Genomic DNA, 25,123 nt, shown 5'->3' with positions numbered 1-25,123 from the left:
GTTCGCCCATGAGGCATGGAAATTGGTCGCGCGTCAACATTCGGCTGAGCCGTTTGAGGGAGTTTTTGCGACATTTTGAGGGTCTGAAAGCGACAATTCGGGCAGGGGTCAGCGCAGCTTGCTGGGGGGAAGGCCGCTGTGCTGCTGCATGAAACGGGTGAAATAGGCAGCGGAGCCAAAGCCCAGAGAGGCTGCGATTTCGGCGGCGGTTTGATCGGTTTCGGCCAACAGACGCCGGGCGGCATGGCAACTGCGTTCGGTCAAGAGATCGGCGGCGGATTTGCCGGTGGCCGCTTTGACGGCGCGGGTCAGATGGGTCGGCGTGACGCCCAGTTCCGCTGCGTGATCGGCCATGCTGCCCCCCTTGGGCGCGCGCTGGGCGATCAGGGCGCAGAACCGCGCGCTGAGCCTGTCGCCGGCCTTGGGCCGGGGGGCGGCATGTTCGTCTGACATGATCTGACGGCGGAGCCATACCGATATCAGCGCAACCTGAGCCTTAAGCGCGTCTTGTTGCAGGGGGCGGCCTTGCTGCACCTCCCGCTGGGTCTGTTCGATCAGGGCCGCGATTTCGGATTGGGCCACACCGTCGCGGATGCGCAACTGGCGCGGCATTTCGGGCAAACGCACATCGCGGTCTTCCGGGATCAGCACCGCATGGCCCAGACATTGATAGCCCAGCTCCAGAGCAAAGAGCGACCGCGCCGGTATCCAGAGCGCGTTATGGGGGCTGATGCCCCGGCGTTGCCCATCCAGCAGCAACCGACCCTGGCCCCGGGTGATCCAGATCAAAAGATGGTGGTCGCGCTCATGGGCGAGGGTCAGGCGCCAATCTTGCCCCGCCGAAAGCTGGGCCAAGGTCTGGGTTTGTATCTGCGTTTGGGGCACGCGGCGCTTTCGTCGAGAAATGGCAACCCTGTCGGGCCAATCTACAACGTCAGGCTATCGGATGGTTGGAATAACGCAAGAAACTGTATGCGCCCTGCGGTTATTGCGGCGTCACCCGATGCCAATCTGCCATTTTGCTACGCATCCAAGTGCGCTGCCGCTTGGCGAAACGGCGGGTGGCGACCACGGCGGCCTCGCGGGCGCGGTGCAGCGACCAATCGCCGCCAAGGTGGCGGATCAGTTCCGGCACGCCAATGGCGCGATGGGCGGGCAGCGTGGGGTCATAGCGCGGGCGGAGGGCGGCCACCTCTTCCAAGGCGCCTTGCTCTAGCATCTGGTCAAAGCGCTTTTCGATGCGGGCGTTCAGCCAATCCCGCTCCACGTCGAAGACAATCGGCCGACAGTCTGCCAGCGGCAAAAGCGGCGCGCCGGTATTGCGCTGCCAGTCCGACAGGCCGCGCCCGGTGGCCTGCCACACTTCCCAAGCGCGCTGCACCCGCGCGCGGTTGCGCTGGTCAATGCCCGCCGCGGTCTCATCATCAAGCTGCGCCAGCAGGTCTTCGAGCGTCATGTCATCGCCTTGGGCGCGGACCTCTGGCGGGGTTTCCGGAATTTCGGCCAACCCCTGCGTCAGAGCCGCGAAGTAAAGCCCGGTGCCGCCGGTGATAATCACCCGCTGATCGCCGCCCAGCAGCGGCGCCACCTCGCGCAGCCAATGGCCGGTGGAGTAGGGTGCATCCTCGGCCAGATGACCATAGAGCAGATGCGGCGCACGGGCCTCTTCTTCGGCTGAGGGCCGGGCGCTGATGATGCGCAACGGCGCATAGACCTGACTGGCATCTGCGTTGACGATCACGCCGCCCTGCGCCTCGGCAATGGCGAGTGCCAGGGCGGATTTGCCGCTGGCGGTCGGCCCGGCGATGAGCACCGGGCGCTCGGGCGGCAGGTCTTGCAGCAGCGCGTCAAACTGGGCCTTGGGAATATCCGGCATTTCTTTGCGTCTTCCTTACGTCCCGCATTGAACCTTGGGCGTATTTGCGACATTTTGGCGCGAAATGAAAACCCTTCACCGCCGCAAGGCTCAAATCTCCCCCGGTTGGTGAAATAATAAGGTGTGCCCGATGTCCCAAGACACCCCCCAAGTCTCCTTTAACCGCGTGATGCTAAAGATTTCCGGGGAGGCGCTGATGGGTGACCTCGGCTATGGCCTGCATCCGCCAACCGTCGAACGCATCGCCCGTGAGGTGCAATCGGTGCACAGTCTTGGTGTCGAGATCTGTATGGTCATCGGTGGCGGCAACATTTTCCGCGGGCTGCAAGGCTCGGCGCAGGGGATGGAGCGGACGACGGCGGATTACATGGGCATGCTCGCCACGGTCATGAACGCGCTGGCGATGCAATCGGCGCTCGAAGGTCTGGGCATTCACACGCGGGTGATCAGCGCCATCACGATGAACGAAGTGGCCGAGCCCTATATCCGTCGCCGCGCCGTGCGCCACCTTGAGAAGAAGCGGGTCTGCATCTTTGCCGCGGGCACCGGCAACCCCTATTTCACCACCGACACCGCTGCGACCCTGCGCGCCAATGAAATGTCTTGCGAGGCGATCTTCAAAGGCACCAAGGTCGATGGCGTCTATGACAAGGATCCGGCCAAGTTCGACGACGCGAAACGCTATGACATGGTGAGCTATGACGACGTGCTGCAAAAGCGGCTTGGCGTGATGGATGCCTCTGCCATCGCTTTGGCGCGGGATAACAACCTGCCGATCATCGTCTTCTCGCTGGATGAGCCGGGCGGGTTTCAGGGCATTCTGGCCGGGCAGGGCACCTATACCCGCGTCGGCTAGACCCGGGCTTAGATTGCAGGGGATCGTCCGACGGCAGGGCGATTGGCCTGAGGCCGCCGCGTCTCTCTCAAAGGGGGCGCGGCTGGCGCAGGGTGGCGGAATAATGGGCAGTTGTGAAAGCGCCGCGCCACCGTTAGAAAGCCGTAACGCAAGGAAACAACAAGCAGGCTCGCCATGTCAGACGAATTTATGCTCGATACCGATGATCTTGAACGGCGGATGAACGGCGCGATTGCGTCGCTTCGGACCGAGTTCGCATCGCTGCGCACAGGGCGTGGCTCGGCCTCCATGCTGGAGCCGGTGATGGTTGAGGCTTACGGCCAGATGACCCCGGTGAACCAAGTCGGCACCGTCAACGTGCCCGAGCCGCGCATGGTGACGATCAACGTGTGGGACAAAGGTCTTGTCGGCAAGGTTGAAAAGGCCATCCGTGAAAGCGGTCTGGGCATCAACCCGCAGCTTAATGGCACCATCATCATGCTGCCGATCCCTGAGCTCAACGAAGAGCGCCGCACCCAGTTGACCAAGGTCGCAGGCCAATATGCCGAACACGCACGTGTCTCGATCCGCAACATCCGCCGCGACGGGATGGATCAGATTAAGAAAGCCAAGAACGACGGTGCGATGTCTGAGGATGACCAGAAAATCTGGGAGGGCGAAGTGCAGGACCTGACCAACCGCTTCATCACCCTCATCGACGACCAGCTTGAGACGAAACAGGCCGAAATCATGCAAGTCTGACCCGCGCTTTCGCGCAGGGACATAGAACTTGAAAGAAAAGGTCGAGACATGAGCACCGCCGAAACCCAGCCCCAGACGATACCCGGCGGGCCACGCCATGTGGCGATCATCATGGACGGCAATGGCCGTTGGGCCACCCAACGCGGGCGGCCCCGGCTTTTTGGCCACCACGCCGGTGCCAAGAGGGTGCGCGAGATCGTTGAATGCTGCCCCGATGTGGGGGTGGAATACCTGACGATCTTTGCCTTCTCGACCGAGAATTGGAAACGCACGCAGGTCGAAGTGGCGGGGCTGATGTCGCTGTTTCGGCGCTATATCTCCAAGGAGATGCGCAGCCTCAGCGAATATGGCGCGCGGGTTCGGTTCATCGGGGACCGCGACCGGCTGGATGACAAGCTGATCAAGCTGATGGGAGAGCTTGAGGATCACACCGCGCATAACACCCGTATCAATCTGACGATCGCGCTCAATTACGGGGGGCGCGATGAGGTGGCCCGTGCCACGCATCGCTTGGCCCAAGATGTCGCCAGCGGCAAACTCGACCCCGACAGCGTGGACGAAGAGACCCTGCCGCGCTACCTCGATACCCATGTGCTGCCCGACCCCGATCTGGTGATCCGCACCAGCGGCGAGGCGCGGATTTCAAACTTTCTGCTGTGGCAGTCGGCCTATGCGGAATATGAGTTCATCGACACGCTGTGGCCGGATTTCACCCGCGAGGAATTCGCCCGGCTCTGCGCCGCCTATGGCGGGCGTGACAGGCGGTTCGGTGCGGTCAAGACCTGAGGAGACGTGCGATGAAATCACCTGAACAATGGTCCGACCTGCGGGCGCGGATGCTGTCTGCCAGCGCCATGATCCTGATTGGCCTGCTGGGCATCTGGCTGGGCGGTGTGGTGTTTCATCTGCTGGTGGCATTGATTTGCGGCATGATGGTCTGGGAATTGGTCGGCATGCTGCGCGGGCCGGGGCAGGCGGAATCTTGGCAGCTTGGGCTGGTGACGGGCGTGGCGGTGTTGGCTTCGGTTTATCTGCCCGTCGGCCTTGGGCTGCCGTTGTTGCTGGCGCCAGCGCTTCTGGGGTTCGCGCTTTTGAGCGCCAACCGCACGCTTTACATGAGTTTTACCGCGCTGATCCTGCTGGCGGGCTTTGGCCTGATCCAGTTGCGCGATGATATGGGTTTTGGCTGGTTGATGTGGCTGGTGTTGGTGGTCGTGGTCACCGATGTGGTGGGCTATTTCGCCGGTCGCGCCATTGGCGGGCCGAAGTTCTGGCCCAAAGTCAGCCCCAAGAAAACATGGTCCGGCACCGCGTCGGGCTGGGTTGGGGCGGCGGTTGTCGGGCTGATCTTTTCCTTCAACACCGGCTTTGGTCTGCAGCTCGTCGGCATCTCGGTCGCGCTGTCGATGGCCTCGCAGATGGGCGATATGGCGGAATCGGGGATGAAGCGGAAAATGGGCGTCAAAGACAGCTCGGCGCTGATCCCCGGCCATGGCGGTCTGCTGGACCGCTTTGATGGAATGCTGGGCGCTGCGGTGTTCTTGCTGATCGTCGGGCCGCTGATCGGCTTCCCGCCGGGCGTGAACTGATCCGCTATGCCGCGCAAGATTTCGATACTGGGGGCGACCGGGTCCATCGGTCAAAACACGATTGACCTGATCCGCCGCGCGCCTGACGGCTATGATGTCGTGGCGCTGACCGGGGCGGGCAATATCGCGCAACTGGCGGCGGATGCTAAAGCGCTGAACGCCGAGGTCGCGGTCACCGCGCGCGAAGACCTGTTGGACGATCTGCGCGACGCGCTCAGCGGCAGTGGGATCGAGGCAGCGGCAGGGTCCGAGGCGATTACCGAGGCGGCATCCCGTCCGGCGGAGTGGACCATGTCGGCGATCATCGGCGCGGCAGGGCTCGCGCCTGGTCTGGCCGCCCTGCGCCAAGGCGGGACGCTGGCGCTGGCCAATAAGGAATCGCTCGTTTGCGCCGGAGCGCTGATCATGGGCGAGGCCAAGCGCCATGGCGCGACGATCCTGCCGGTCGACAGCGAACATTCCGCCGTTTTCCAAGCGCTCGTGGGCGAGGATATGACCGCCGTTGAGCGCGTCATCATCACTGCCAGCGGCGGCGCGTTTCGCGATTGGCCGCTTGAAGATTTGCGCAATGCGACACTCGATCAAGCATCAAACCATCCCAATTGGGACATGGGCCAGCGGATCACCATCGACTCGGCCTCGATGTTCAACAAGGCGATGGAAGTCATTGAAACGCGGGAATTTTTCGGCGTATCGCCTGAGGCTATCGAAGTGCTGGTGCATCCGCAGTCGATGATCCATGCGCTGGTGGGGTTCTGTGACGGTGGGTTGATGGCCCATGTCGGCCCGCCCGATATGCGCCACGCGATCGGCTATGCGCTGCACCATCCGCAACGCGCGCCCCTGCCAGTAGAACGGCTGGACCTGACCAAAATCGGTCGGTTCGATTTCACCGCCCCTGACGACGCCCGCTGGCCTGCGCTGCGCCTCGCGCGGGAGGTGATGGCGGCGGGGGGGCTGATGGGCGCAGTCTTTAACGCGGCCAAGGAAGTGGCGCTGGATGGCTTCATCGCCGGGCAGTTGCGCTTTACAGAAATGGCCGAGATCGTCGAAGAGGTTCTGGACGCACGCGCGTCTGACGCATCTTTGGGTCGGGGCAGTGACGATATGACACTTGATTTGGTGGGCCAAGCCGACCATCTCGCACGTAAGGCCGCGACAGCCGCAATTCAAAAAAGGGCAGGGTAGCACGTTGGACATCATGGGATATTTGCCGGAGTTCGGCGGGCTGATTTGGACGATATTGGCCTTTGTCGTGGCGCTGTCGGTGATCGTGGCGATCCACGAATACGGCCATTACATCGTTGGCCGTTGGACCGGGATCAAAGCGGATGTCTTCAGTCTGGGCTTCGGCCCGGTGCTGTTTTCGCGCATGGATAAACGCGGCACGCGCTGGCAGTTCGCGCTGCTGCCCTTTGGCGGCTATGTGAAATTCGCGGGCGATTCCAATGCGGCGTCCGGCAAGGACGAAACCGCGATGGAGGCGCTGGCAGAAGACCCCGAAGCGCTGCGCCACACGATGCACGGCGCGCCGCTTTATGCCCGCGCGCTGACCGTGGCGGCGGGACCGGTGTTCAACTTTGCCCTGTCGATCCTCATCTTTTTCGCCGTGGCGATGACCGCTGGCACCGCCCGCGATCCGCTCACCGTGGGAGAGCTGCGGGCGCTTCCCAACGCTGCCTATGAGTTGCAGCCGGGCGACATTCTGCGCGCGGTCGAAGGCGCGCCGGTGCCCTCGCTCGCTGCCGGTGGGGGCTATGGCGATTTCCTGACGAATTTGCCCCAAGAAGCGGTCTTGAGCTATGACATCACCCGCGATGGGGCCGACCTGACCGTGCCCGGCCCCTATCTGATGCCGCCGCTGGTCAGCAATGTCGCGCCGCAATCGGCAGCGCAAGAGGCCGGTTTGCGCAGCGGGGATGTGATCACCGCCGTCAACGGCCAAGAGATCGTGGCCTTTGGTGAGTTGAAAGAGGTGGTTGAGGCTTCCGAAGGGGCGCCGCAGGAGTTGACCGTCTGGCGCGATGGCGAGACCCTGCCTTTCACCCTCGTTCCCAAAGCCACGGATGAGCCGCAGCCCGATGGCAGTTTCAAGCAAAATCTGCGCATCGGCATCGTCGGCGGCATGGCCTTTGTGCCCGCAACAGATACGCCCGGCGTGGGGGAGGCGCTTAGCTCGGGCCTAGATAACACTTGGCGCATCATCACCGGGTCAATCTCGGGCCTGCGCGAGATGATCGTCGGCAATATCAGCACCTGCAACCTGAGCGGCCCGGTGGGCATCGCCCAGACTTCGGGCGCGATGGCGAGCCAAGGGGCGCAGTCCTTCATCTATTTCATCGCGGTGCTGAGCACGGCGGTCGGTCTGCTGAACCTCTTCCCAATCCCGGCCTTGGACGGCGGGCATCTGGTGTTTTACGCCTATGAGGCCGTGACCGGCAAACCGCCCAGCGATGGCGCGCTGCGGATTTTGATGACCATGGGCATCGCCTTGGTGCTGACCTTGATGCTCTTTGCGCTTGGGAACGACTTGTTCTGCCCATAGGGCCGGGCGGCGCCCCTGAGAGTGAAAGACAACCTGCGCCTTGCCCTTACGGGCAGGGCGTAATGCCTTGAAATGGTCATAATTGAACAAAATCGTGCCGCAATCCTTGGCTATGGTCATCTTTCATCAAGAAGGAACCCATGATGCACGTTTTACAAGGATCATACCGCGGCCTCAGCCTGCTTTTGGACCTTAACTGGGACCGTGCGTTCTTTGCCGCGGCCATTGCAGCGGCGCTATCTGCCGGGGCCTTTGTCGCCTCTCTCTGAATGCTTGCGAGTGCGTGATAGAGTGCCTTATCGGGTGCTGCTGCACGATCTTGGCTCATGATGTCATTCTGGCCCAACTTGCCGCATGATATGGTATATTTTCTCGGCCGTTGCTTTTGACAAACCCCGTTAACCTGCGTAGTCAGGTTGACAACAATGTCGTAAAAAAACGGGTCGGTGTAATGGGACTGAGGAACGAGGGCAGAATGCCCGTCGAGTGGGCACAGCGCAGCAATGTTGGCAAGACCCTTCGGGGCGCATCGCTTTGTGTCATGTTGTCCGTGGCCTGGCTCGTGCCGGGCAGCCAAGCGCAGGCGCAGCAATATCAGTTCAACACGGTCGTCATCGACGGCAACGAGCGGATCGGCGACAGCGCGATTCTGCGCCGGGCCGGTATCGGGCGCGGGCAGGCGGTGTCGGGCGGTCAGTTGAACGACGCCTATCAGAACCTGCAAAACTCGGGCCTGTTCGAATCCGTCTCTCTTGAGCCGCAGGGCAACACGCTGGTCATCACGGTGGTCGAACTGCCGACGCTGAACCGCGTCAGCTTTGAGGGCAACCGCCGCATCAAGGATGAGATGCTGGCCGAACTCATCGGCTCGACCGAGCGTCGGGTGTTCAATCCCAGCCAAGCCGAGCAAGACGCCGCCGCCATCGCCGAGGCCTATAGTAACGAAGGCCGTCTGTCGGCCCGCGTGCAGCCCCGCATCATCCGTCGCGATCAAAATCGCGTCGATCTGGTGTTCGAAATTTTCGAAGGCGACAACGTCGAGATCGAACGTCTGAGCTTTGTCGGCAACCGGGTCTATTCCGACCGGCGTCTGCGCCGCGTGCTGGACACCAAACAGGCGGGTCTGTTCCGCCGTTTTGTCAAACGTGACACCTATGTCGAAGGCCGGGTCGAGGCCGATAAGCAGATGCTGCGGGATTTCTACCTCTCGCGCGGCTATGTCGACATGCGTACCGAGGCGGTCAACGCCGAGCTGACCGAAGAACGCGATGGCGTCTTCGTGGCCTATAACATCACCGAGGGGCAGCAGTTCCGTTTCGGCAACGTGTCGGTCGAATCCGAAGTGCCCGGTCTGAACGCCGCCGTGTACCGCGACCTGCTCAAAATCCGCCCCGGCGTGATCTACTCGCCCACTCTGATCGAGAATGACATCGCCCGGATCGAGCGCCAAGCCATCCGCGATGGTGTCGATTTCCTGCGCGTCGAGCCGGTGATCGACCGCAACGACCGTGATCTGTCGCTCAACGTGACCTACAAGTTGTCCCGTGGCGAGCGTATTTTTGTTGAGCGGATCGACATTGAAGGCAACACCACGACGCTTGACCGGGTGATCCGCCGCGAGTTCGACAGCGTGGAGGGTGACCCGTTCAACCCGCGCGAAATTCGCCAAGCGGCAGAACGTATCCGCGCGCTGCAGTATTTTGAGACGGCAGAGGTCAACGCCCGCCAAGGCTCCAGCCCCGAGCAGGTCGTGATTGACGTGGATGTGGAAGAAAAGCCCACCGGCTCGCTGAACTTTGGCGGCTCTTTTTCGAATAACGACGGTTTCGGTGTGGCGGTCAGCTTCCAAGAGGAAAACTTCCTCGGGCGCGGCCAGCGGCTGAACCTGTCGATCTCCACCGCCGAAGATGCCACGCGCTATGGCGTGACCTTTGTCGAGCCGCGCTTTTTGGGGCGTGACGTGGCGCTTGGTCTCAAGCTTGATTATGCGGAAACCAATTCGTCTTACACCAGCTATGACACCGAACGTCTGGTGTTCCAGCCCAGCCTGACTTTCCCGGTCAGCGAGAATGGCCGTCTGTCGACGCGCTATACCCTCGAAGGGATCGAGATGCTGGAGCGTGATGATGAGGATAACAGCGCCACCATCGCGAATGAAATCGCGGAGGGCGCGTTGTTCTCTTCCTCCCTCGGCTACACCTACACCTATGACACCCGCCGCACCGGGCTGGACCCGACACAGGGCATCCTGTTCGAGTTCGGGCAGGACTTTGCCGGGCTGGGTGGGGATAACGAGTTTATCAAGACGACAGCCAAGATCGCGGGCGAAAAACGCATCTTCAACGAGGAAGTGACCCTGCGCGCCACGCTTGAGGGCGGTGCGCTGGCATGGAACAGCGGCACCAACCGTGCGGTTGACCGCTTCATCCTTGGCCCGTCGATCATGCGCGGCTTTGAGCCGGGCGGCATCGGTCCGCGCGATCAGAGCAACGGTGTGGACGACGCACTTGGCGGCAACCTCTTTGCCGTGGCCCGTTTCGAGGCGGAGTTCCCGTTGGGTCTGCCCGAGGAATATGGCATCTCTGGTGGTGTCTTCTATGACGTGGGCAACCTGTGGGATCTGAGCGATGTCGACACCACGGGCGGCACCATCGTCGGTGAAGGCGGCTCTTTCCGTCATGTGATCGGCTTCTCGGTCTTCTGGGACACGCCGCTTGGCCCGCTTCAGTTCAACGTCTCCGACGCACTGAAGAAAGAGAGCTTTGACAAAGAGCAAAGCTTTGAGGTCACGCTGCGGACCACGTTCTAAGCCCATGCGCCGCGCTTTCATCCCCTTGGTGATGATGCTGGCCGGGGTCACCCCCGGCCTCGCGCAGCAGGCCCCCGTGGCAGAGCCGCAAACAAACACGCCAGCCCCCGCGCGGGGCGGTGTGATCAGCCCCGTGCTGACCATCGATTCTGAGCGCCTGTTCCACGACAGTGCCTTTGGCCAGCGCGTCACCCGCGAGATCGAAGTCGAGAGTGAGCAGCTGGCCACCGAAAACCGCGAGATTGAAGCGGCACTAGAGGCGGAAGAACGCGAACTCACCGAAAAACGGTCGCAGATGAAGCCCGCTCAGTTCCGGTTGCTGGCCGATGCCTTTGACGAGAAGGTCCAGCGGACCCGGGCAGAGCAGGCGGCGAAAAACCGGGCGCTGAGCGAGGCGTTGGATCTTGAGCGGGAGCGGTTCCTGTCTGCCGCGGCCCCGGTGCTTGAGCAGTTGATGCGCAATTCCGATGCGGCGGTCATTCTTGAGCGGCGGCGGGTCTTTGTTTCTTCCTCGGTGATTGAGGTCACGGATGAGGCGATTGCCCTGCTGGATGAGGCGATCGGAACCGGGCTGACCGACGCCGACTGATCCGCGCGTTCCGCGGGGATGCTTGCCCCCAGCCGCCTGAATTGGTAGCCATTCAGCAACCTTCTGAGACAAAGGACAGTCCATGACCGAAGAGCTGCTGCGCGCCGATATCCAGTTGATCCAGCGCATCCTGCCGCACCGCTATCCCTTTTTGCTGGTCGACAAGGTCGAAGAGATCAAGGGCACCGAGAGTGCTGTCGGCTACAAGAACGTCACCATGAACGAGCCGCATTTCCAGGGCCATTTCCCCGGCACGCCGATCATGCCGGGCGTCACCATTGTTGAAGCGATGGCCCAGACAGCAGGCGTGATGGTGGGCACCGCCCTTGGCATGCAGGACCGCGATATGCTGATCTATTTCATGTCGATCGACAAATGTAAGTTCCGCCGCAAGGTTGGCCCCGGCGATGTGCTGCGGATGGATCTCACGACCCTGCGCGGCAAGCCGGGTGCGAAAATCTGGAAATTCGGCGGTGTTGCCACGGTCGAGGGCGAAATGGCCGCCGAGGCCGAATTCATGGCGATGTTGGACCTGCCACAGGACGCAGCATGAGCAATATCCACCCCAGTGCCGTGATCGAAGAGGGCGCGCAGATCGACCCTTCGGTCAAGATCGGCCCTTTCTGCGTGGTAGGGCCACAGGTTGTGCTGAAGGCGGATGTGGAGTTAAAATCCCATGTCGTCGTCACCGGCCAGACCGAGGTGGGCGCAGGCACGGTGATCTTTCCCTTCGCCGTGATCGGTGAGATTCCGCAGGATTTGAAGTTCAAGGGCGAAGCCAGCCGTCTGGTCATAGGCGAACGCAACCGCATCCGCGAACATGTCACGATGAACTGCGGCACCGAAGGCGGTGGCGGGGTGACGCGCGTGGGCGACGACGGGCTGTTCATGGCGGGCTGTCACATTGCCCATGACGCCATCGTGGGCAACCGGGTGATCGTGGTGAACAACGCCGCCGTGGCGGGGCATTGCGTGCTCGAAGATGACGTGATCATTGGCGGGCTTTCGGGCATCCATCAGTGGGTCCGCATCGGCCAAGGCGCGATCATTGGCGCAGTGACCATGGTGACCAATGATGTGATCCCCTACGGGCTTGTGCAAGCGCCGCGGGGTGATCTGGACGGGTTGAACCTTGTGGGGCTGAAACGCGCCGGTGTGGCACGTAGCGACATCACGGCGCTCAGGGCCGCGTTCCAGATGTTGGCGCAGGGCGAGGGGACATTCTCGGACCGGGCGCGGCGTTTGGGGGACGAGACCCAAAGCGATTACGTCCGCCAGATCGTTGATTTCGTCATGGCCGACACGGGCCGCCATTTCTTGACGCCGAAATGAGCCTTGCGCTGATCGCCGGGCGCGGCGGCTTGCCCGCACGGGTGGCGGTAGCGCAGGCCGAGCCGCCGTTGGTCTGCGCCTATGAGGGCTGCGCGCCCGATGGGTTGAAGCCCGATCTGACCTTTCGGTTGGAGACCTTGGGCAGCCTTCTGGCGCATCTTTTGGGCGTGGGTATTCGAGATGTGTGTCTGTGCGGGGCTATCGACCGGCCCACGCTGGACCCCGCAAAGCTCGATATCCGCACAGCACCTTTGGTGCCGCAGTTCAAACAGGCGCTGGCCGCGGGCGACAATGGCGCGCTTGAGGTGATCAAGACGATTTTCGAAGACCATGGCCTTCGGGTGGTCGGGGCCGATGAACTGGTGCCCGACCTGATCGCCGACAGCGGTGTACTGTCGCGCGAACTGCCCGACGAACAAATGCGCCGGGATGCCGCGCGTGGTGCTGCCGTGCTCGATGGCTTGGCCACGCTCGACATCGGACAGGCCTGCGTGATTGGGCGTGAGCAGGTCTACGGGGTTGAGACCATCGGCGGCACGGATCACCTGCTTGCAACCCTGCCGGAGGCTATACAGGGCGCACGCGCAGTGCTCTGCAAAGGCCCGAAAACTGGCCAAATTCGCGAGATCGACCTGCCGACCATCGGCCCTGATACGCTGCGCGCCGCCCATGCGGCGGGGCTGGCTGGCGTGATGATTAAGGCGGGCGGTGTGATGCTGTTGGAGCGTGACGCCTGCGTGGCGCTTGCTGATGAGCTTGGTCTGGTGCTCTGGGTCCGAGAGGAGGGCGCGGCGTGAAGGTGTTCATTCTGGCAGGCGAGCCTTCGGGCGATCGGTTGGGCGGCGCGCTGATGGCGGGGCTGAAAGAACTTTGTCCCGAGGTGACATTCGACGGCATCGGCGGGCCGATGATGATGGCGCAGGGGCTGGAAAGCCGGTTCGACATGGACGAGCTCAGCGTCATGGGGCTGGCGGAGATCCTGCCCAAATACCGCGCGCTGATGGCCCGGATCAATGAGACGGCACAGGCGGTGGTTGAGACCAAGCCAGATGTGCTCATCACCATCGACAGCCCAGATTTTTCCCTGCGCGTGGCGCGTAAGGTGAAAGAGAAATCTAACATCCGAACAGTGCATTACGTGGCCCCGACCGTCTGGGCATGGCGCCCCGGCCGGGCCGAAAAGATGGCGCGTTCGGTTGATCATGTGCTGGCGCTGTTCCCCTTCGAGCCGCCCTATATGGAAGCGGCGGGCATGGCCTGTGATTTTGTGGGTCACCCGGTGGTGGCCGAGCCTGTGGCCGATGACGCCGCGGCTGCGGCCTTCCGCGCCGAACACCGTCTTGCCGATGCACCGCTGTTGCTGGCGTTGCCCGGCTCGCGCCGGGGCGAGGTCACCCGGCTGGCACCAGTGTTCCAGCAGGTTGTCGCGCGGCTGGTCGAGGCAGAGCCGTCCTTGCGGGTCGTGGTCCCTGCGGCCAGTCCGGTGGCGGCATTGGTCAAACAGGTGACGCGCAATTGGGCGGGCAACCCGCTGGTGCTGGACCCTCGTGATATGGCGTCCGAAGAGTTCACCGCCACCAAACGCGCCGCCTTCCGCGCGGCGGATGTGGCACTGGCGGCCTCGGGCACCGTGTCGCTCGAGCTGGCCGCGGTGAACACGCCGATGGTCATCGCCTATGACATGAACTGGATCAGCCGCCAGATCATCGGACGGATGCTGCGGGTGGATACGGTAACGCTGGTCAACCTCGTCTCGGAAACCCGCGTGGTGCCGGAGTTCATCGGTGCCAACTGCCGCCCCGGACCCATCGCCGAAGGCGTCTTGCAGGTGCTGCGCGCGCCCGGCGCCCAGAAGGACGCGATGGCGCTGACGATGCAACGTTTGGGGCAGGGCGGCGAGGCCCCGGGCCTGCGGGCCGCGCGCGCGGTGCTGGCCCGGATGTAGACGGGATCAGCCCCGGTGAATCCAGCCGCCGCCGAAGATGCGTGTGCTTTCAGGATCATAGAACACACAGGCCTGACCCGGCGACACGCCTTCCTCGGCGGTCAGCAGTTCAACCTCGGCCTCGGTCGCGCTGATCGGGCGCAGGATCGCATCGCGCGGCGGACGGGTGGAGCGGACGCGCACGGCGATGTGCCACTCCGGGCGCGAGGTCAGGGGCTCATCGCCCAGCCAGTTGATCTCTCGCACCGGGATCTTGCGGGTGGCGAGCATGGATTTCGGGCCGACGACGACCTCTTTGCGCTCGGCATCCAACCTCACCACATAGAGCGGGTCGGCCAGACCACCGATGCCCAAGCCCCGGCGCTGACCGATGGTGTAGTGGATCACGCCCTCATGTTTCGCCAGCACATTGCCTTCGGTATCGACGATATTGCCCGGATCGGCGGCCTCGGGGCGCAGCTTGCGGATCACCGCGGCATAGTCGCCATTGGGGACGAAACAGATGTCCTGACTGTCGGGCTTATCCGCGACTTCCAGCCCGTATTTCGCGGCTAGCTTGCGGGTGTCGTCCTTACTGGGCAGATGGCCCAGCGGGAAGCGCAGATAGGAAAGCTGCTCTTCGGTGGTGGAGAACAGGAAATAGCTCTGGTCGCGGTTGCCGTCCGCAGCGGCGTGTAGCTCCGGCCCGTTCTCGCCCATTTTGCGCTGGATATAGTGACCGGTGGCCATACAGTCGGCCTCAAGATCCTTGGCGGTTTCCAGCAGGTCTTTGAACTTCACCCGCTCGTTGCAGCGGATGCAGGGCACGGGCGTGGCACCGCCGAGGTAGCTGTCGGCGAATTCATCAATCACGGCGTCCTTAAAGACGTTCTCATAGTCCAGCACGTAATGCGGGAAGCCCATCTCTTCGGCCACGCGGCGGGCGTCCTGAATGTCGACGCCCGCGCAGCAGGCACCTTTTTTGGCCAGCGCGGCGCCGTGATCGTAAAGCTGCAGGGTCACGCCCACGACATCATAGCCTTCGTCCTTGAGCATGGCCGCCACGACGGAACTGTCCACACCGCCCGACATCGCCACGACGACGCGCGTATCGGCGGGCGCCTTGGCAAAGCCAAGCGAATTGAGCGGCGGTGTCTGATCAAGGGCCATGGGTCTCTCCGGAGTTTGTGCGCGAATATAGGAAAATCCTATCTAGTCACAAGGGCAGGCTTCACGCCGCGTTAAGGCAGATGGGGGTTATTGGCCGCCAGAACAATGGCGGATGATGCGATGTACCTGAAAAAAGTCGATGGGCCACGGTCTGTTACCCTCGCTGACGGGAGCGTGATGTCACGCGCCGATTTGCCCGGCGCAGATACGCTAAGGTGGGTCGCCTCGCGCAAGGCAGCGGTGGTGCGGGGGGTGGTCTATGGGCTGATCACCCAATCCGAAGCGCTGGAGCGTTATGGCATTAGCGATGACGAATTTATGGAATGGTTGCATGCGGTTACAGAGCATGGAGAGGCCGCGCTGAAGGCCACTGCCTTGAAAAAGTATAGACAACTTTAAGTTGTTAAGCTAGCCTATCTAGTATCGGTAACGGGTAGTTAACCTTTTTTGCTCAAGATTAGCCAATCGTCCTAGATGAGCCGGAGAAACCGAATGCGTGTATTGTTAGTTGAAGATGACCCGACGACCTCTCGCAGTATTGAACTCATGCTGACCCATGCGAATCTTAACGTCTATGCCACTGACCTAGGCGAAGAGGGAATCGATCTGGCCAAGCTCTATGACTATGATTTGATCCTGCTCGACCTCGATCTGCCGGATATGAACGGCCATGATGTGCTGCGCCAATTACGGCTGGCGCGGATTGAAACGCCGATCCTGATCCTGTCGGGGTCCGACGATACGGAAAACAAACTCAGGGGATTTGGATTTGGTGCCGACGATTATTTGACCAAACCATTTCACCGCGAAGAATTGGTGGCCCGGATCCACGCCATCATCCGCCGTTCCAAGGGTCATTCCCAATCGGTGATTGAGACGGGGCAAGTCGCCGTGAACCTTGATGCCAAGACCGTCAGCGTCAACGACAGCCCCGTGCATTTGACCGGTAAGGAATATCAGATGCTGGAACTGCTGAGCCTGCGCAAGGGCACGACCCTGACCAAAGAGATGTTTCTCAACCACCTCTATGGCGGCATGGATGAGCCTGAACTGAAGATCATCGATGTTTTTATCTGCAAGCTGCGCAAAAAGCTCAGCCAAGCCACAGGCGGAGAGAGCTATATCGAAACTGTCTGGGGCCGGGGCTATGTGCTGCGCGACCCCGAACCGGCGCAGATGGATCTGGCCGCCAGCGCCTGATCTGCCATCAACCGAGCCTGAAATCGCTAGACCTGCCCCTGATCGCCACCTATCTAAGCCACAGGTGACAATATCGGGGGCAGATCGTGACATCCCAGATCGAGGTTGAAGCGCTGACCAAAGCGCAGGCAGAGACGGAGCTGGCCCGGCTGGCCGAGGTGCTGAACGAGGCGAACACCGCCTATCATACGGAAGATGCACCAGAAATTTCCGACGCGGACTATGACGCGCTCAAACGGCGCAATGCCGCGATCGAAGTGCGCTTCCCCGACCTCAAGCGCGCTGACAGCCCGTCAGAGCAAGTCGGCGCGCCGGTCGCCGAAGGGTTCGGCAAAGTGCGGCATGCGGTGCCGATGCTCTCACTCGCCAATGCCTTTGACGCCGAGGAAGTCACTGAGTTCGACGCCCGGATTCGCAAGTACCTTGGGCTGGGGTCGGATGCGCCACTGGCCTATACGGCCGAGCCCAAGATCGACGGGCTGTCGCTGTCCCTGCGCTACGAAAAGGGTGTGCTGGTGCAGGCCGCCACGCGGGGCGATGGGGCGGTGGGCGAAAATGTTACCGCCAACGCCCGCACCATTGAAAACATCCCGCAAAAGTTAAAGAACGCGCCGGACCTGCTGGAAGTGCGCGGCGAAGTCTATATGAGCCATGCCGATTTCGCGGCACTGAACGCGCGGCAGGCAGAAAGGGGCGGCAAAACCTTTGCCAACCCGCGCAATGCCGCCGCCGGATCCCTGCGGCAGCTCGACGCAGAGATTACCCGCGCCCGGCCATTGCAGTTTTTCGCCTATGCCTGGGGTGCGCTCTCGGAACCCTTGGCTGAGACGCAGAAGGGCGCGATTGACCGATTGACGGAACTCGGATTTTCGACCAACCCACTGACCGCGCTTTGTGACGGGCCAGGCGATATGGTCGCCCATTACGAAAAGATCGAAGCGCAGCGCGCCACGCTGGGCTATGACATCGATGGCGTGGTCTACAAGGTCGACGATCTCGCGCTTCAGGAACGGCTTGGCTTTCGCTCCACCACGCCGCGTTGGGCCGTCGCCCATAAATTCGCCGCCGAATTGGCGTGGACCCGGCTTGAGGGGATCGACATTCAAGTTGGGCGCACCGGTGCTTTGTCGCCCGTGGCGCGGTTGCAGCCGGTCACGGTGGGCGGGGTCGTCGTCTCCAACGCGACGCTGCACAACGAAGATTACATCAAAGGGCTCGACAGCAAGGGCGCCGAAATCCGCGGCGGCAAGGACGTGCGCGTGGGCGATTGGGTGCAGATATACCGCGCGGGCGATGTGATCCCCAAAGTGGCCGACGTGGATCTGTCGAAACGTCCCTCTGATGCCGAGGCCTTTGTCTATCCCACCACCTGCCCCGAATGCGGGTCGGATGCGATCCGGGAGCCGGGCGATGCGGTGCGGCGCTGCACCGGCGGGTTGATCTGCCCGGCGCAGGCCGTCGAAAAGCTTATCCATTTCGTCAGCCGCAAGGCATTTGATATCGACGGTCTGGGGGCCAAGCAGGTCGAACAGTTTTACCATGACGGTTGGATCGCGGAGCCTGCGGATATTTTCACCTTGAAAGAGCGTTACGGCACCGGCGTGCAGCAGTTGAAAAACCGCGAAGGCTGGGGGCCGAAATCGGCGGATAACCTGTTTCAAGCCATCGAAGATCGCCGTGAAATACCCATGGCGCGTCTGATTTTTGCCCTTGGAATCCGCCATGTGGGCGAGGCGGCGTCGAGCCTGATCGCGCTGCACTACGGCGATTGGGACAGTTTTGAGGCCGCCATGGCCGAGGCGCGCGGGCTCGACGGCCCCGCTTGGGATGATCTGATCGGCGTCGATGGTGTCGGCAGCGTCATGGCGGGCTCGCTGGTCTCGGCCTTTGCGCAAGAGGCAGAGCGTGCCTCAATCGACCGGTTGGTGGCGGATCTGACCGTGATCCCGGCGGAACGCCCCGACACCGAAGGCAGCCCTGTCGCAGGCAAGACCGTCGTCTTTACCGGCACTTTGGAGAAGATGAGCCGGGCCGAGGCCAAGGCCCGGGCGGAGCGTTTGGGGGCCAAGGTCTCAGGCTCGGTCAGCGGCAAAACCGATATTCTGGTCGCCGGGCCGGGGGCGGGGTCCAAGGCCAAGAAGGCCGCCGATCTGGGGGTCGAGACGATGGATGAAGATGGCTGGCTCGCCTTGATCGAAGGCAAATGAGCGGTAGGCCGGAACAGCTTTTCCCGCTTTTTGCGGGGCTCGAAACGCTCGACGGGGTGGGGCCAAAGACAGCGCAGTTGCTGGGCCAGTTGGGCATCCAAGCGCCGCGCGATCTGATCTTTACCCTGCCACATTCCGGGATCGACCGCCGTCTGCGGGACAGTGTGAAGGACGCGCATCTGCCTGCGACACTCACCCTGGCCGTCACCATCGGCGCGCACCGTCCGGCACGCAGCAAAGGCGGTGCTTACCGCATCACGGTCGAGGACGCGCAGACCAGTTTCCAACTGGTCTATTTCCACGCGCGCGGCGACTACTGGCAGCGGCAATTGCCCGAGGGCAGCCGCCGCATCGTTTCGGGTCGGGTGGAGTTTTTTGACGGGATGGCGCAGATGGTCCACCCGGATTTCGCCGTGCCGGAAGATCAAGCGGGCGATATTCCTGACTTTGAGCCGGTCTATCCGCTCACCTCTGGGCTGACGCAAAAGGTAATGTACAAGGCCACCCGAGGCGCGTTGAAACGGCTGCCGGTGGTGGCGGAATGGGCCGATCCCGGGCAGGTGGCGCAGGCCGCTTGGCCCGATTTCGCCGCCGCCGCAGAGGCCGCGCATGACCCGCAAAACGCCCAAGACCTCACCGCCACGGCCCCGGCGCGGGAGCGCTTGGCCTATGATGAGCTTTTTGCCCATCAAGTGACCCTCGCCTTGGCGCGGCAGAATGAGCGGCGCAAGATGGGGCGGGCGAACCGGGGCGACGGGCGGTTGCAAGAACGGGTGTTGTCTTCCTTGCCCTATCGGCCCACCGGCGCACAGCAGCGCGCCGTCGAAGAGATCACCGCCGACATGGGCCGCGAGACCCGCATGAACCGGCTGTTGCAGGGCGATGTGGGGGCAGGCAAGACGCTGGTCGCCTTCATGGCGCTTTTGCGCGCCGTTGAGGCGGGCGGGCAAGCGGTGCTGATGGCGCCGACGGAAATCCTTGCGCGTCAGCACCTTATGGGGCTGCAACCGTTGGCGGAACAGGCGGGCGTGGTGCTGGAACTTCTCACCGGGCGCGACAAAGGGGCAGAGCGGCGGGCCAAGCTCGCGGCGCTTGAACGCGGCGACATCCAGATCCTCGTCGGCACCCATGCGGTGTTTCAGGCGGATGTGAGCTTTGCCGATCTGCGCCTTGCGGTGGTCGACGAACAGCACCGTTTTGGCGTGCGGCAGCGGTTCGAATTGGGCCGCAAAGGGCGGCTGGCCGATGTGCTGGTGATGACCGCCACACCGATCCCGCGCAGTCTGGCACTGGCGCAATACGGTGATATGGATGTCTCCATCCTCGACGAAAAGCCCCCCGGTCGGCAGCCCATTCGCACGGCGCTGGTCTCGACTTCAAGGATGGATGAGGTCATCGACCGGATGCGCCACGCCATCAGCGAAGGGCGGCAATGCTACTGGGTTTGCCCGCTGGTGGAAGAAAGCGAAGTCAGCGATCTGACGGCGGCGGACGACCGGTTCAAACGGCTCCGCGCGGCGTTGGGCGAAGGGGTCGTTGGCTTGGTCCATGGGCAGATGCCGCCCGCCGAAAAGGACGCGGCGATGCGTGCCTTCCAAGCGGGAGAGACCAAGGTGCTGGTGGCCACCACGGTGATCGAAGTCGGCGTGGACGTGCCCAATGCGACGATCATGGTGGTGGAACGGGCCGAGATTTTCGGCCTTGCGCAGTTGCACCAGTTGCGCGGCCGTGTCGGGCGGGGCGCCGGGGCGTCGACTTGTCTTTTGATGTATCAAGCCCCCCTCAGCGATACGGGCCGGCAACGGCTTGAGGTGCTGCGCGAATCCGAAGACGGTTTCGTCATTGCCGAAACCGATCTGAAAATGCGCGGCACGGGCGATCTTATCGGCACCGCGCAATCGGGCGTGCCGCGCTTTCGCGTGGCCGATCTGGAGCGTCAGGCGGGTTTGATGGCGGTGGCGCAATCGGATGCCCGAAAGCTTTTGGTTGATGATCCCACCCTCGAAGGGCCGCGCGGCAGGGCGGTAAGGCTGCTGCTATGGCTCATGCGGCAGGACGAGGCGATCCGTTTGATAACAGTGGGTTAGCGCCTAAACTCTCTTTATGTTCGCGTATGTTCTCAAAAAGTTCTTTACACAGGCGGGTAAAAATGAGAACAAAGGGGCAACAAAGATAAGGAGGTACTGATGATGACTTACACTGCCCTGAAATCTATCGCCCTCAGATCGCAGGCCACATTGCTGCAAGATGCAGCAGGGGCCGCCGCTTTGATCGTGATGCTGGTCGTTGGGTTACATCTGCCCGCCTTTATCTGAGTTCTGCCAAAGGCTCTCATGCCGCTTTGTCTGCTGCATCCGTCCCAATTTGATGCACCGACTTGCCTGTCCGCGTCGGCCTCTGGCAAAGCGGGTCCCAACATGAGGAACGCCGACTGACGCCGCCATCCTTCGCAGGATGTGCGGCGTTTTTTTTGTTGAATATTGGGGAAGGTGGGCTGCGGCAGGCTGCGCTTAACGCTCGCCAGCTTCCGCCGGGGCTTCGGCCTGTTGCATCGCCTCTGTCAGCGCCTCGATGCTAAGCATGATGGAGGCATGGCGGTTTTTATAGGCCGAGGCAGGGGTTAGCACTTCGAAACCGTCAAAGGGAGCGTCCGGCACCGGCCCTTCGCCCTTGAGCATGGCGCGCAGTTGATCGCGGGCGGTGGTGATCTGCGTGAGCGAGGCACCGGGCGCGGCACCGCCCACAACGGCCGCAGCCGCTTGCCCCAAGGCGCAGGCTTTCACGTCCTGTTTCATCTCGGCCAGACGGCCTTGCTCGACGCGCACATCAACCGTCACGGTCGAGCCGCAGAGCGGCGAGCGGCGCTTCACGCTGGCCTGCGGGGCCTCCATCCGGCCCAGATGCGGGATCTCTGCGGTAAGCGCCAAGATACGCGCGGAGTAGAGCTTGATGAGGTCCGTCTCATCCGACATGGGCTGTTCCTTTTCGTACTGAAACCCTACATAAGCGCCGCAGAGACAGATGCAAATATTTCCACGAGGTGCCCGATGACTTTCGATCCTGCAAGCCTTCAGTTCAACGAGGCGGGCCTGATCCCCGCCATCGCGCAGGACGCGGAGACAAATGAAGTGCTGATGCTGGCCTGGATGAGCGCAGAGAGCATCGCGCGCAGCCTTGAGACCGGCAAGGTCACATACTGGAGCCGCTCGCGGCAGGCGTTCTGGGTAAAGGGCGAAACCAGTGGCCATGTGCAAAAACTGGTTGAGATGCGGGTCGATTGCGACCGCGATTGCCTGTTGGTGCTTGTGGACCAGACCGGGCCCGCCTGTCACACTGGGCGGCGCAGTTGCTTTTACACCGGGATTCAGGATGGTGAAGAAGTCGAACTGATGAAGCCGGTGGATTAAGGCCGCGCGCTAAAGCCCTACCATATAACGAATATCTCCGGGCGTCATTCCATTCTCACGGTAGAGCGCGATGGCGCGGGCGTCATCGCGTTTGGCGAGCCGTTTGCCGCCGTCATCCCGGATCAGCCGGTGATGGTGATAATGCGGCGTTGGCAGGTCGAGCAAAGCCTGCAGCACAACATGGATATAGGTCGCCTCAAAAAGGTCGGCCCCGCGCGGGACCAGCGTGATCCCCTGCGCGGCATCGTCGAGCACGACGGAAAGGTGGTAGGACGTGCCCATGTCGCGCCGGGCCAAGACCACATCACCGACCGTGGCGATAAGCTGATCCGGGGAGAAGGTGATCGCGCCGGTTTCAGCATTCGAGCCATGGCCGTTTTCAGTGAAGCTTAGCGCGCGATTGCCCAAAGAAGCCAAAGCTTTACGCATATCGAGCCGCAGCGCGCCGGAGGCTTTTGCGTGGCCCGCGTCACGGCAGGTGCCGGGGTAGATCAGGCCGTCGGGGCCATAGACGGGCTCTGCGCCCTCCTGCGGGGCACTGGTGGCGGCGGCGATGTCGCGACGGTTGCAAGTGCAAGCATAGACGAGGCCGCGCGCCCAGAGGTCATCAAGGGCACCGCGGTAGGCCGCCATCCTGTCGGATTGGCGCATCACGGGGTGCGGCCAGTCAATACCAAGCCATGCGAGGTCTTCGTAGATCTGCGCCTCCCACTTGGGTCGCGCGCGGGATTGGTCGATATCTTCGATCCGCAGCAGAAACTTTCCCCCCGCTGCTTTGGCCAGATCATGGGCCAAGAGTGCCGAATAGGCGTGGCCAAGGTGCAGCGGACCGGTCGGGGATGGGGCAAATCTGGTGGTAAGTGTCAATTCTTTTCAATCAGATAGACGGTAGACTTCAGGTCTATGCCGGGCAGGTGCGGGCCTTCCTCTGCAAAGAGCAGGATCGCCGCACCGCAGTCGGTCCACTCATGAATCATACCCAAGGCGCCGCGATCTTCGAGCGCCTTTTCGTTAAGCGAAAACAGAAGTTTACCGCCCTTTTGTAATCCATGCATCAACGTGTCGAACAATGTGATCGGCGCGGCTCCGGGGCCGATCACGCCAATGGCGCTGATCGCCTCATAGGTGCCGGGCGCGAAGGGAAGAGGGGCATCAACTTCGAGCTCTAAAAGATTGCGGTATATATCTTTTTTTCGAGCCTCTGCCAGCATGGCGGCAGAGACATCGCCGCCGTCTATGGTGGTGAAGCCCGCTTGTTTTAGGGCCGCGCCAGACAGCCCTGTGCCGCAGCCGATATCGAAGATCGGGGCGTCTTTGTCATCCAGAAATTCAGCGAGCGTGGCGGCGGCGCGGTCGGGCGTGGCATAGCCCTGCGCTTTGATATCCTCATCGTAGCTGCCTGCCCATTCGTCATAAAGGCTGCGGATCACCTGTGTGTCCCGCGCCGCGTAGGCTTTGTCGAAATAATGTTTTGTCATTCCCCTAGGATATGGGGGATGGGCAGGAGGATCCAGTGTTAACCCGGGACGGGTTAACCTTGATCAAGCCATGCCTGCCAATCTGCCTTGGCGCGGTCGGTATAGGCTTTGTAGCGGTCTTTGCGGCCGCGACGGCCCGATTTAAGCCCTTCGACCGGCGGAAATAGGCCGAAGTTCACGTTCATCGGCTGAAAGGTTTTCGCTTCCGCCCCGCCGGTGATGTGGGTAATCAGCGCGCCCATGGCGGTGCTGTCGGGCGGGGTTGGCAGGCTGCCGCCCTTGATCTCAGCGGCGGCCATGCGACCCGCGAGCAGGCCCATCGCGGCGCTTTCGACGTAGCCTTCGACGCCGGTGATCTGCCCGGCAAAGCGGATATTGTCGCGGCTGCGCAGGCGCATTTGGTCGTCAAGCAACGTGGGCGAGTTGATGAACGAGTTGCGGTGAATGCCGCCGAGACGGGCGAAACGCGCATTTTCCAGACCCGGAATTTGTTTGAAAACATCTGTTTGCGCGCCGTACTTCATTTTGGTCTGAAAGCCGACGATGTTGTAAAGCGTGCCCAGCTTGTTGTCGCGGCGCAGCTGCACAACGGCATGGGCCTTGATCTCGGGTTGGTGCGGGTTGGTCAGGCCAACCGGTTTCATCGGGCCGTGGCGCAGGGTTTCGCGGCCCCGTTCAGCCATCACCTCAATGGGCAAGCAGCCATCGAAATAGCCCGCCGTTTCGCCTTCGCGGAATTCTGTTTTGTCGGCCTCAAGCAGCGCGTCGATGAAATCGTCGTATTGCTGCTTGTCCATGGGGCAGTTGAGGTAGGCGGTGCGCTCTTCCTCGGTTTCGCCCTTGTCATAGCGCGACTGCATCCATGCTTTCGACATGTCGATACTGTCGAAATAGACGATAGGAGCGATGGCGTCGAAAAAGGCGAGCGCTTCGGCACCTGTCTCGGCGGCGATGGCTTCGGCCAATGCGCCCGAGGTCAGCGGGCCAGTGGCAATGATCCATTTGCCGTCTTTTGGCAGCTCAGAAATCTCGCCGTATTCGACGGTGATATTAGGGTGTGCGAGCAGCGTGTCGGTGACGGTCTGCGCGAAGGGGTCGCGGTCTACTGCCAGTGCGCCGCCAGCGGGCAGGCGGTTTTTGTCGGCGCAGGCCATGATGAGGCCGTCGGCGGCGCGCATTTCCCAATGCAGCAGGCCCACGGCGTTTTGCTCATCATCATCCGAGCGGAAGGAGTTGGAGCAGACCATCTCGCCCAGAAGCCCGGTTTGGTGGGCGAAGGTTTCGACCTTGGGGCGCATCTCGTGGATCACGACTTCCACGCCCGCGTTCGCCGCTTGCCAAGCAGCCTCTGATCCGGCCATGCCGCCGCCGATGATGTGCAATGTATCTGTCATGGGGGC

General features: G+C 62.1%; 26 protein-coding genes. 19 read left to right on the top strand and 7 right to left on the bottom strand.

Annotated features, from left to right (window positions below; all coding sequences use genetic code 11):
• Positions 1–108: 108 nt before the first annotated feature.
• Both A3722_RS21290 and miaA read right to left on the bottom strand, forming a co-directional pair.
• Positions 109–885 carry a helix-turn-helix domain-containing protein gene (locus A3722_RS21290; RefSeq protein WP_067628869.1) on the bottom strand — a complete coding sequence of 259 codons (777 nt, stop codon included), beginning with the start codon at positions 883–885 and terminating at the stop codon, positions 109–111.
• A 100-nt stretch (positions 886–985) separates the two neighbouring features.
• Positions 986–1,876: a tRNA (adenosine(37)-N6)-dimethylallyltransferase MiaA gene (gene miaA, locus A3722_RS21285; RefSeq protein WP_067628870.1), complete on the bottom strand. Its 891-nt coding sequence runs from the start codon at positions 1,874–1,876 to the stop codon at positions 986–988.
• A 130-nt stretch (positions 1,877–2,006) separates the two neighbouring features.
• On the opposite strand from miaA, the gene pyrH reads away from it, so the two are divergent.
• From pyrH to lpxB, 13 genes are all read left to right on the top strand, one after another.
• Positions 2,007–2,732 (top strand): UMP kinase, encoded by a 726-nt coding sequence (gene pyrH / locus A3722_RS21280; protein WP_067628872.1) that lies wholly within the window; start codon positions 2,007–2,009, stop codon positions 2,730–2,732.
• A 174-nt stretch (positions 2,733–2,906) separates the two neighbouring features.
• Positions 2,907–3,473: a ribosome recycling factor gene (frr, locus tag A3722_RS21275; protein WP_007120421.1), complete on the top strand. Its 567-nt coding sequence runs from the start codon at positions 2,907–2,909 to the stop codon at positions 3,471–3,473.
• A gap of 48 nt (positions 3,474–3,521) precedes the next feature.
• Positions 3,522–4,259: a polyprenyl diphosphate synthase gene (gene uppS, locus A3722_RS21270; protein ID WP_067628873.1), complete on the top strand. Its 738-nt coding sequence runs from the start codon at positions 3,522–3,524 to the stop codon at positions 4,257–4,259.
• An 11-nt stretch (positions 4,260–4,270) separates the two neighbouring features.
• Entirely contained in the window at positions 4,271–5,062 is a 792-nt protein-coding gene (locus A3722_RS21265; protein ID WP_067628875.1) for a phosphatidate cytidylyltransferase, read from the top strand.
• Between the two features lie 6 nt (positions 5,063–5,068).
• Positions 5,069–6,250, top strand: a complete 1,182-nt coding sequence (gene dxr, locus A3722_RS21260; RefSeq protein ID WP_067628877.1) for a 1-deoxy-D-xylulose-5-phosphate reductoisomerase — start codon at positions 5,069–5,071, stop codon at positions 6,248–6,250.
• A gap of 13 nt (positions 6,251–6,263) precedes the next feature.
• Positions 6,264–7,607 (top strand): RIP metalloprotease RseP, encoded by a 1,344-nt coding sequence (rseP, locus tag A3722_RS21255; RefSeq protein ID WP_443068622.1) that lies wholly within the window; start codon positions 6,264–6,266, stop codon positions 7,605–7,607.
• A 143-nt stretch (positions 7,608–7,750) separates the two neighbouring features.
• Positions 7,751–7,876 (top strand): hypothetical protein, encoded by a 126-nt coding sequence (locus tag A3722_RS25150; protein WP_260009468.1) that lies wholly within the window; start codon positions 7,751–7,753, stop codon positions 7,874–7,876.
• A 206-nt stretch (positions 7,877–8,082) separates the two neighbouring features.
• Positions 8,083–10,416 (top strand): outer membrane protein assembly factor BamA, encoded by a 2,334-nt coding sequence (bamA, locus tag A3722_RS21250; protein ID WP_067628880.1) that lies wholly within the window; start codon positions 8,083–8,085, stop codon positions 10,414–10,416.
• A gap of 4 nt (positions 10,417–10,420) precedes the next feature.
• Positions 10,421–11,005, top strand: coding sequence for an OmpH family outer membrane protein (locus A3722_RS21245; RefSeq protein WP_067628881.1), 585 nt, complete (start codon positions 10,421–10,423; stop codon positions 11,003–11,005).
• A gap of 82 nt (positions 11,006–11,087) precedes the next feature.
• The gene (fabZ, locus tag A3722_RS21240; RefSeq protein WP_067628883.1) at positions 11,088–11,558 is read left to right on the top strand and encodes a 3-hydroxyacyl-ACP dehydratase FabZ; all 471 of its coding nucleotides are present in this window, start codon (positions 11,088–11,090) and stop codon (positions 11,556–11,558) included.
• Positions 11,555–12,337 carry an acyl-ACP--UDP-N-acetylglucosamine O-acyltransferase gene (gene lpxA, locus A3722_RS21235; RefSeq protein ID WP_067916428.1) on the top strand — a complete coding sequence of 261 codons (783 nt, stop codon included), beginning with the start codon at positions 11,555–11,557 and terminating at the stop codon, positions 12,335–12,337. The genes fabZ and lpxA overlap by 4 nt, the downstream gene beginning before the upstream one ends.
• On the top strand, positions 12,334–13,134 hold the full coding sequence (locus tag A3722_RS21230) for an LpxI family protein (protein WP_067626487.1): 801 nt from the start codon (positions 12,334–12,336) through the stop codon (positions 13,132–13,134). The genes lpxA and A3722_RS21230 overlap by 4 nt, the downstream gene beginning before the upstream one ends.
• Positions 13,131–14,282, top strand: coding sequence for a lipid-A-disaccharide synthase (gene lpxB / locus A3722_RS21225; RefSeq protein ID WP_067626484.1), 1,152 nt, complete (start codon positions 13,131–13,133; stop codon positions 14,280–14,282). The genes A3722_RS21230 and lpxB overlap by 4 nt, the downstream gene beginning before the upstream one ends.
• 6 nt (positions 14,283–14,288) lie before the next feature.
• Here the strand turns inward: lpxB and mnmA are convergent, their stop codons facing one another.
• Positions 14,289–15,431 carry a tRNA 2-thiouridine(34) synthase MnmA gene (gene mnmA, locus A3722_RS21220; protein ID WP_067626482.1) on the bottom strand — a complete coding sequence of 381 codons (1,143 nt, stop codon included), beginning with the start codon at positions 15,429–15,431 and terminating at the stop codon, positions 14,289–14,291.
• Between the two features lie 120 nt (positions 15,432–15,551).
• Between mnmA and sciP the strand changes: the two genes are divergently transcribed.
• From sciP to A3722_RS25145, 5 genes are all read left to right on the top strand, one after another.
• Positions 15,552–15,830, top strand: a complete 279-nt coding sequence (sciP, locus tag A3722_RS21215; protein WP_067626489.1) for a CtrA inhibitor SciP — start codon at positions 15,552–15,554, stop codon at positions 15,828–15,830.
• Positions 15,831–15,923: 93 nt separating this feature from the next.
• Positions 15,924–16,631 (top strand): response regulator transcription factor CtrA, encoded by a 708-nt coding sequence (gene ctrA / locus A3722_RS21210; protein WP_067626480.1) that lies wholly within the window; start codon positions 15,924–15,926, stop codon positions 16,629–16,631.
• Between the two features lie 86 nt (positions 16,632–16,717).
• Positions 16,718–18,838, top strand: a complete 2,121-nt coding sequence (gene ligA / locus A3722_RS21205) for an NAD-dependent DNA ligase LigA (RefSeq protein WP_067916426.1) — start codon at positions 16,718–16,720, stop codon at positions 18,836–18,838.
• Positions 18,835–20,925 (top strand): ATP-dependent DNA helicase RecG, encoded by a 2,091-nt coding sequence (recG, locus tag A3722_RS21200; RefSeq protein ID WP_067628304.1) that lies wholly within the window; start codon positions 18,835–18,837, stop codon positions 20,923–20,925. The genes ligA and recG overlap by 4 nt, the downstream gene beginning before the upstream one ends.
• 99 nt (positions 20,926–21,024) lie before the next feature.
• Complete coding sequence (locus A3722_RS25145; RefSeq protein ID WP_259944545.1) at positions 21,025–21,153, top strand: hypothetical protein; 129 nt, start codon at positions 21,025–21,027, stop codon at positions 21,151–21,153.
• 195 nt (positions 21,154–21,348) lie between these two features.
• Here the strand turns inward: A3722_RS25145 and A3722_RS21195 are convergent, their stop codons facing one another.
• The gene (locus tag A3722_RS21195; protein ID WP_067623906.1) at positions 21,349–21,810 is read right to left on the bottom strand and encodes an iron-sulfur cluster assembly scaffold protein; all 462 of its coding nucleotides are present in this window, start codon (positions 21,808–21,810) and stop codon (positions 21,349–21,351) included.
• Between the two features lie 75 nt (positions 21,811–21,885).
• On the opposite strand from A3722_RS21195, the gene hisI reads away from it, so the two are divergent.
• Complete coding sequence (gene hisI / locus A3722_RS21190; protein WP_067623904.1) at positions 21,886–22,245, top strand: phosphoribosyl-AMP cyclohydrolase; 360 nt, start codon at positions 21,886–21,888, stop codon at positions 22,243–22,245.
• A gap of 9 nt (positions 22,246–22,254) precedes the next feature.
• Here the strand turns inward: hisI and gluQRS are convergent, their stop codons facing one another.
• From gluQRS to trmFO, 3 genes are read right to left on the bottom strand one after another with little or no spacing between them, the layout of a single operon-like run.
• Positions 22,255–23,112, bottom strand: a complete 858-nt coding sequence (gene gluQRS, locus A3722_RS21185) for a tRNA glutamyl-Q(34) synthetase GluQRS (protein WP_067623901.1) — start codon at positions 23,110–23,112, stop codon at positions 22,255–22,257.
• Positions 23,109–23,723 carry a class I SAM-dependent DNA methyltransferase gene (locus A3722_RS21180; RefSeq protein ID WP_067623898.1) on the bottom strand — a complete coding sequence of 205 codons (615 nt, stop codon included), beginning with the start codon at positions 23,721–23,723 and terminating at the stop codon, positions 23,109–23,111. The genes gluQRS and A3722_RS21180 overlap by 4 nt, the downstream gene beginning before the upstream one ends.
• Before the next feature lie 53 nt (positions 23,724–23,776).
• Positions 23,777–25,117 carry a methylenetetrahydrofolate--tRNA-(uracil(54)-C(5))-methyltransferase (FADH(2)-oxidizing) TrmFO gene (gene trmFO, locus A3722_RS21175; protein WP_067916432.1) on the bottom strand — a complete coding sequence of 447 codons (1,341 nt, stop codon included), beginning with the start codon at positions 25,115–25,117 and terminating at the stop codon, positions 23,777–23,779.
• Positions 25,118–25,123 lie beyond the last annotated feature (6 nt).

Source organism: Sulfitobacter sp. HI0027 (assembly GCF_001634775.1).
In the GTDB taxonomy this organism is placed as follows: domain Bacteria; phylum Pseudomonadota; class Alphaproteobacteria; order Rhodobacterales; family Rhodobacteraceae; genus Sulfitobacter.
This window is presented reverse-complemented; position numbering and strand designations above follow the sequence as displayed.

Bases quoted from the DNA above. Each gene is read 5' to 3' on its own strand.
- miaA (WP_067628870.1), bottom strand. From the start codon at position 1,876: ATGCCGGATATTCCCAAGGCCCAGTTTGACGCGCTGCTGCAAGACCTG.
- pyrH (WP_067628872.1), top strand. From the start codon at position 2,007: ATGTCCCAAGACACCCCCCAAGTCTCCTTTAACCGCGTGATGCTAAAG.
- frr (WP_007120421.1), top strand. From the start codon at position 2,907: ATGTCAGACGAATTTATGCTCGATACCGATGATCTTGAACGGCGGATG.
- uppS (WP_067628873.1), top strand. From the start codon at position 3,522: ATGAGCACCGCCGAAACCCAGCCCCAGACGATACCCGGCGGGCCACGC.
- A3722_RS21265 (WP_067628875.1), top strand. From the start codon at position 4,271: ATGAAATCACCTGAACAATGGTCCGACCTGCGGGCGCGGATGCTGTCT.
- dxr (WP_067628877.1), top strand. From the start codon at position 5,069: ATGCCGCGCAAGATTTCGATACTGGGGGCGACCGGGTCCATCGGTCAA.
- rseP (WP_443068622.1), top strand. From the start codon at position 6,264: ATGGGATATTTGCCGGAGTTCGGCGGGCTGATTTGGACGATATTGGCC.
- A3722_RS25150 (WP_260009468.1), top strand. From the start codon at position 7,751: ATGCACGTTTTACAAGGATCATACCGCGGCCTCAGCCTGCTTTTGGAC.
- bamA (WP_067628880.1), top strand. From the start codon at position 8,083: ATGCCCGTCGAGTGGGCACAGCGCAGCAATGTTGGCAAGACCCTTCGG.
- A3722_RS21245 (WP_067628881.1), top strand. From the start codon at position 10,421: ATGCGCCGCGCTTTCATCCCCTTGGTGATGATGCTGGCCGGGGTCACC.
- fabZ (WP_067628883.1), top strand. From the start codon at position 11,088: ATGACCGAAGAGCTGCTGCGCGCCGATATCCAGTTGATCCAGCGCATC.
- lpxA (WP_067916428.1), top strand. From the start codon at position 11,555: ATGAGCAATATCCACCCCAGTGCCGTGATCGAAGAGGGCGCGCAGATC.
- A3722_RS21230 (WP_067626487.1), top strand. From the start codon at position 12,334: ATGAGCCTTGCGCTGATCGCCGGGCGCGGCGGCTTGCCCGCACGGGTG.
- mnmA (WP_067626482.1), bottom strand. From the start codon at position 15,431: ATGGCCCTTGATCAGACACCGCCGCTCAATTCGCTTGGCTTTGCCAAG.
- sciP (WP_067626489.1), top strand. From the start codon at position 15,552: ATGTACCTGAAAAAAGTCGATGGGCCACGGTCTGTTACCCTCGCTGAC.
- ctrA (WP_067626480.1), top strand. From the start codon at position 15,924: ATGCGTGTATTGTTAGTTGAAGATGACCCGACGACCTCTCGCAGTATT.
- recG (WP_067628304.1), top strand. From the start codon at position 18,835: ATGAGCGGTAGGCCGGAACAGCTTTTCCCGCTTTTTGCGGGGCTCGAA.
- A3722_RS25145 (WP_259944545.1), top strand. From the start codon at position 21,025: ATGATGACTTACACTGCCCTGAAATCTATCGCCCTCAGATCGCAGGCC.
- A3722_RS21195 (WP_067623906.1), bottom strand. From the start codon at position 21,810: ATGTCGGATGAGACGGACCTCATCAAGCTCTACTCCGCGCGTATCTTG.
- hisI (WP_067623904.1), top strand. From the start codon at position 21,886: ATGACTTTCGATCCTGCAAGCCTTCAGTTCAACGAGGCGGGCCTGATC.
- A3722_RS21180 (WP_067623898.1), bottom strand. From the start codon at position 23,723: ATGACAAAACATTATTTCGACAAAGCCTACGCGGCGCGGGACACACAG.
- trmFO (WP_067916432.1), bottom strand. From the start codon at position 25,117: ATGACAGATACATTGCACATCATCGGCGGCGGCATGGCCGGATCAGAG.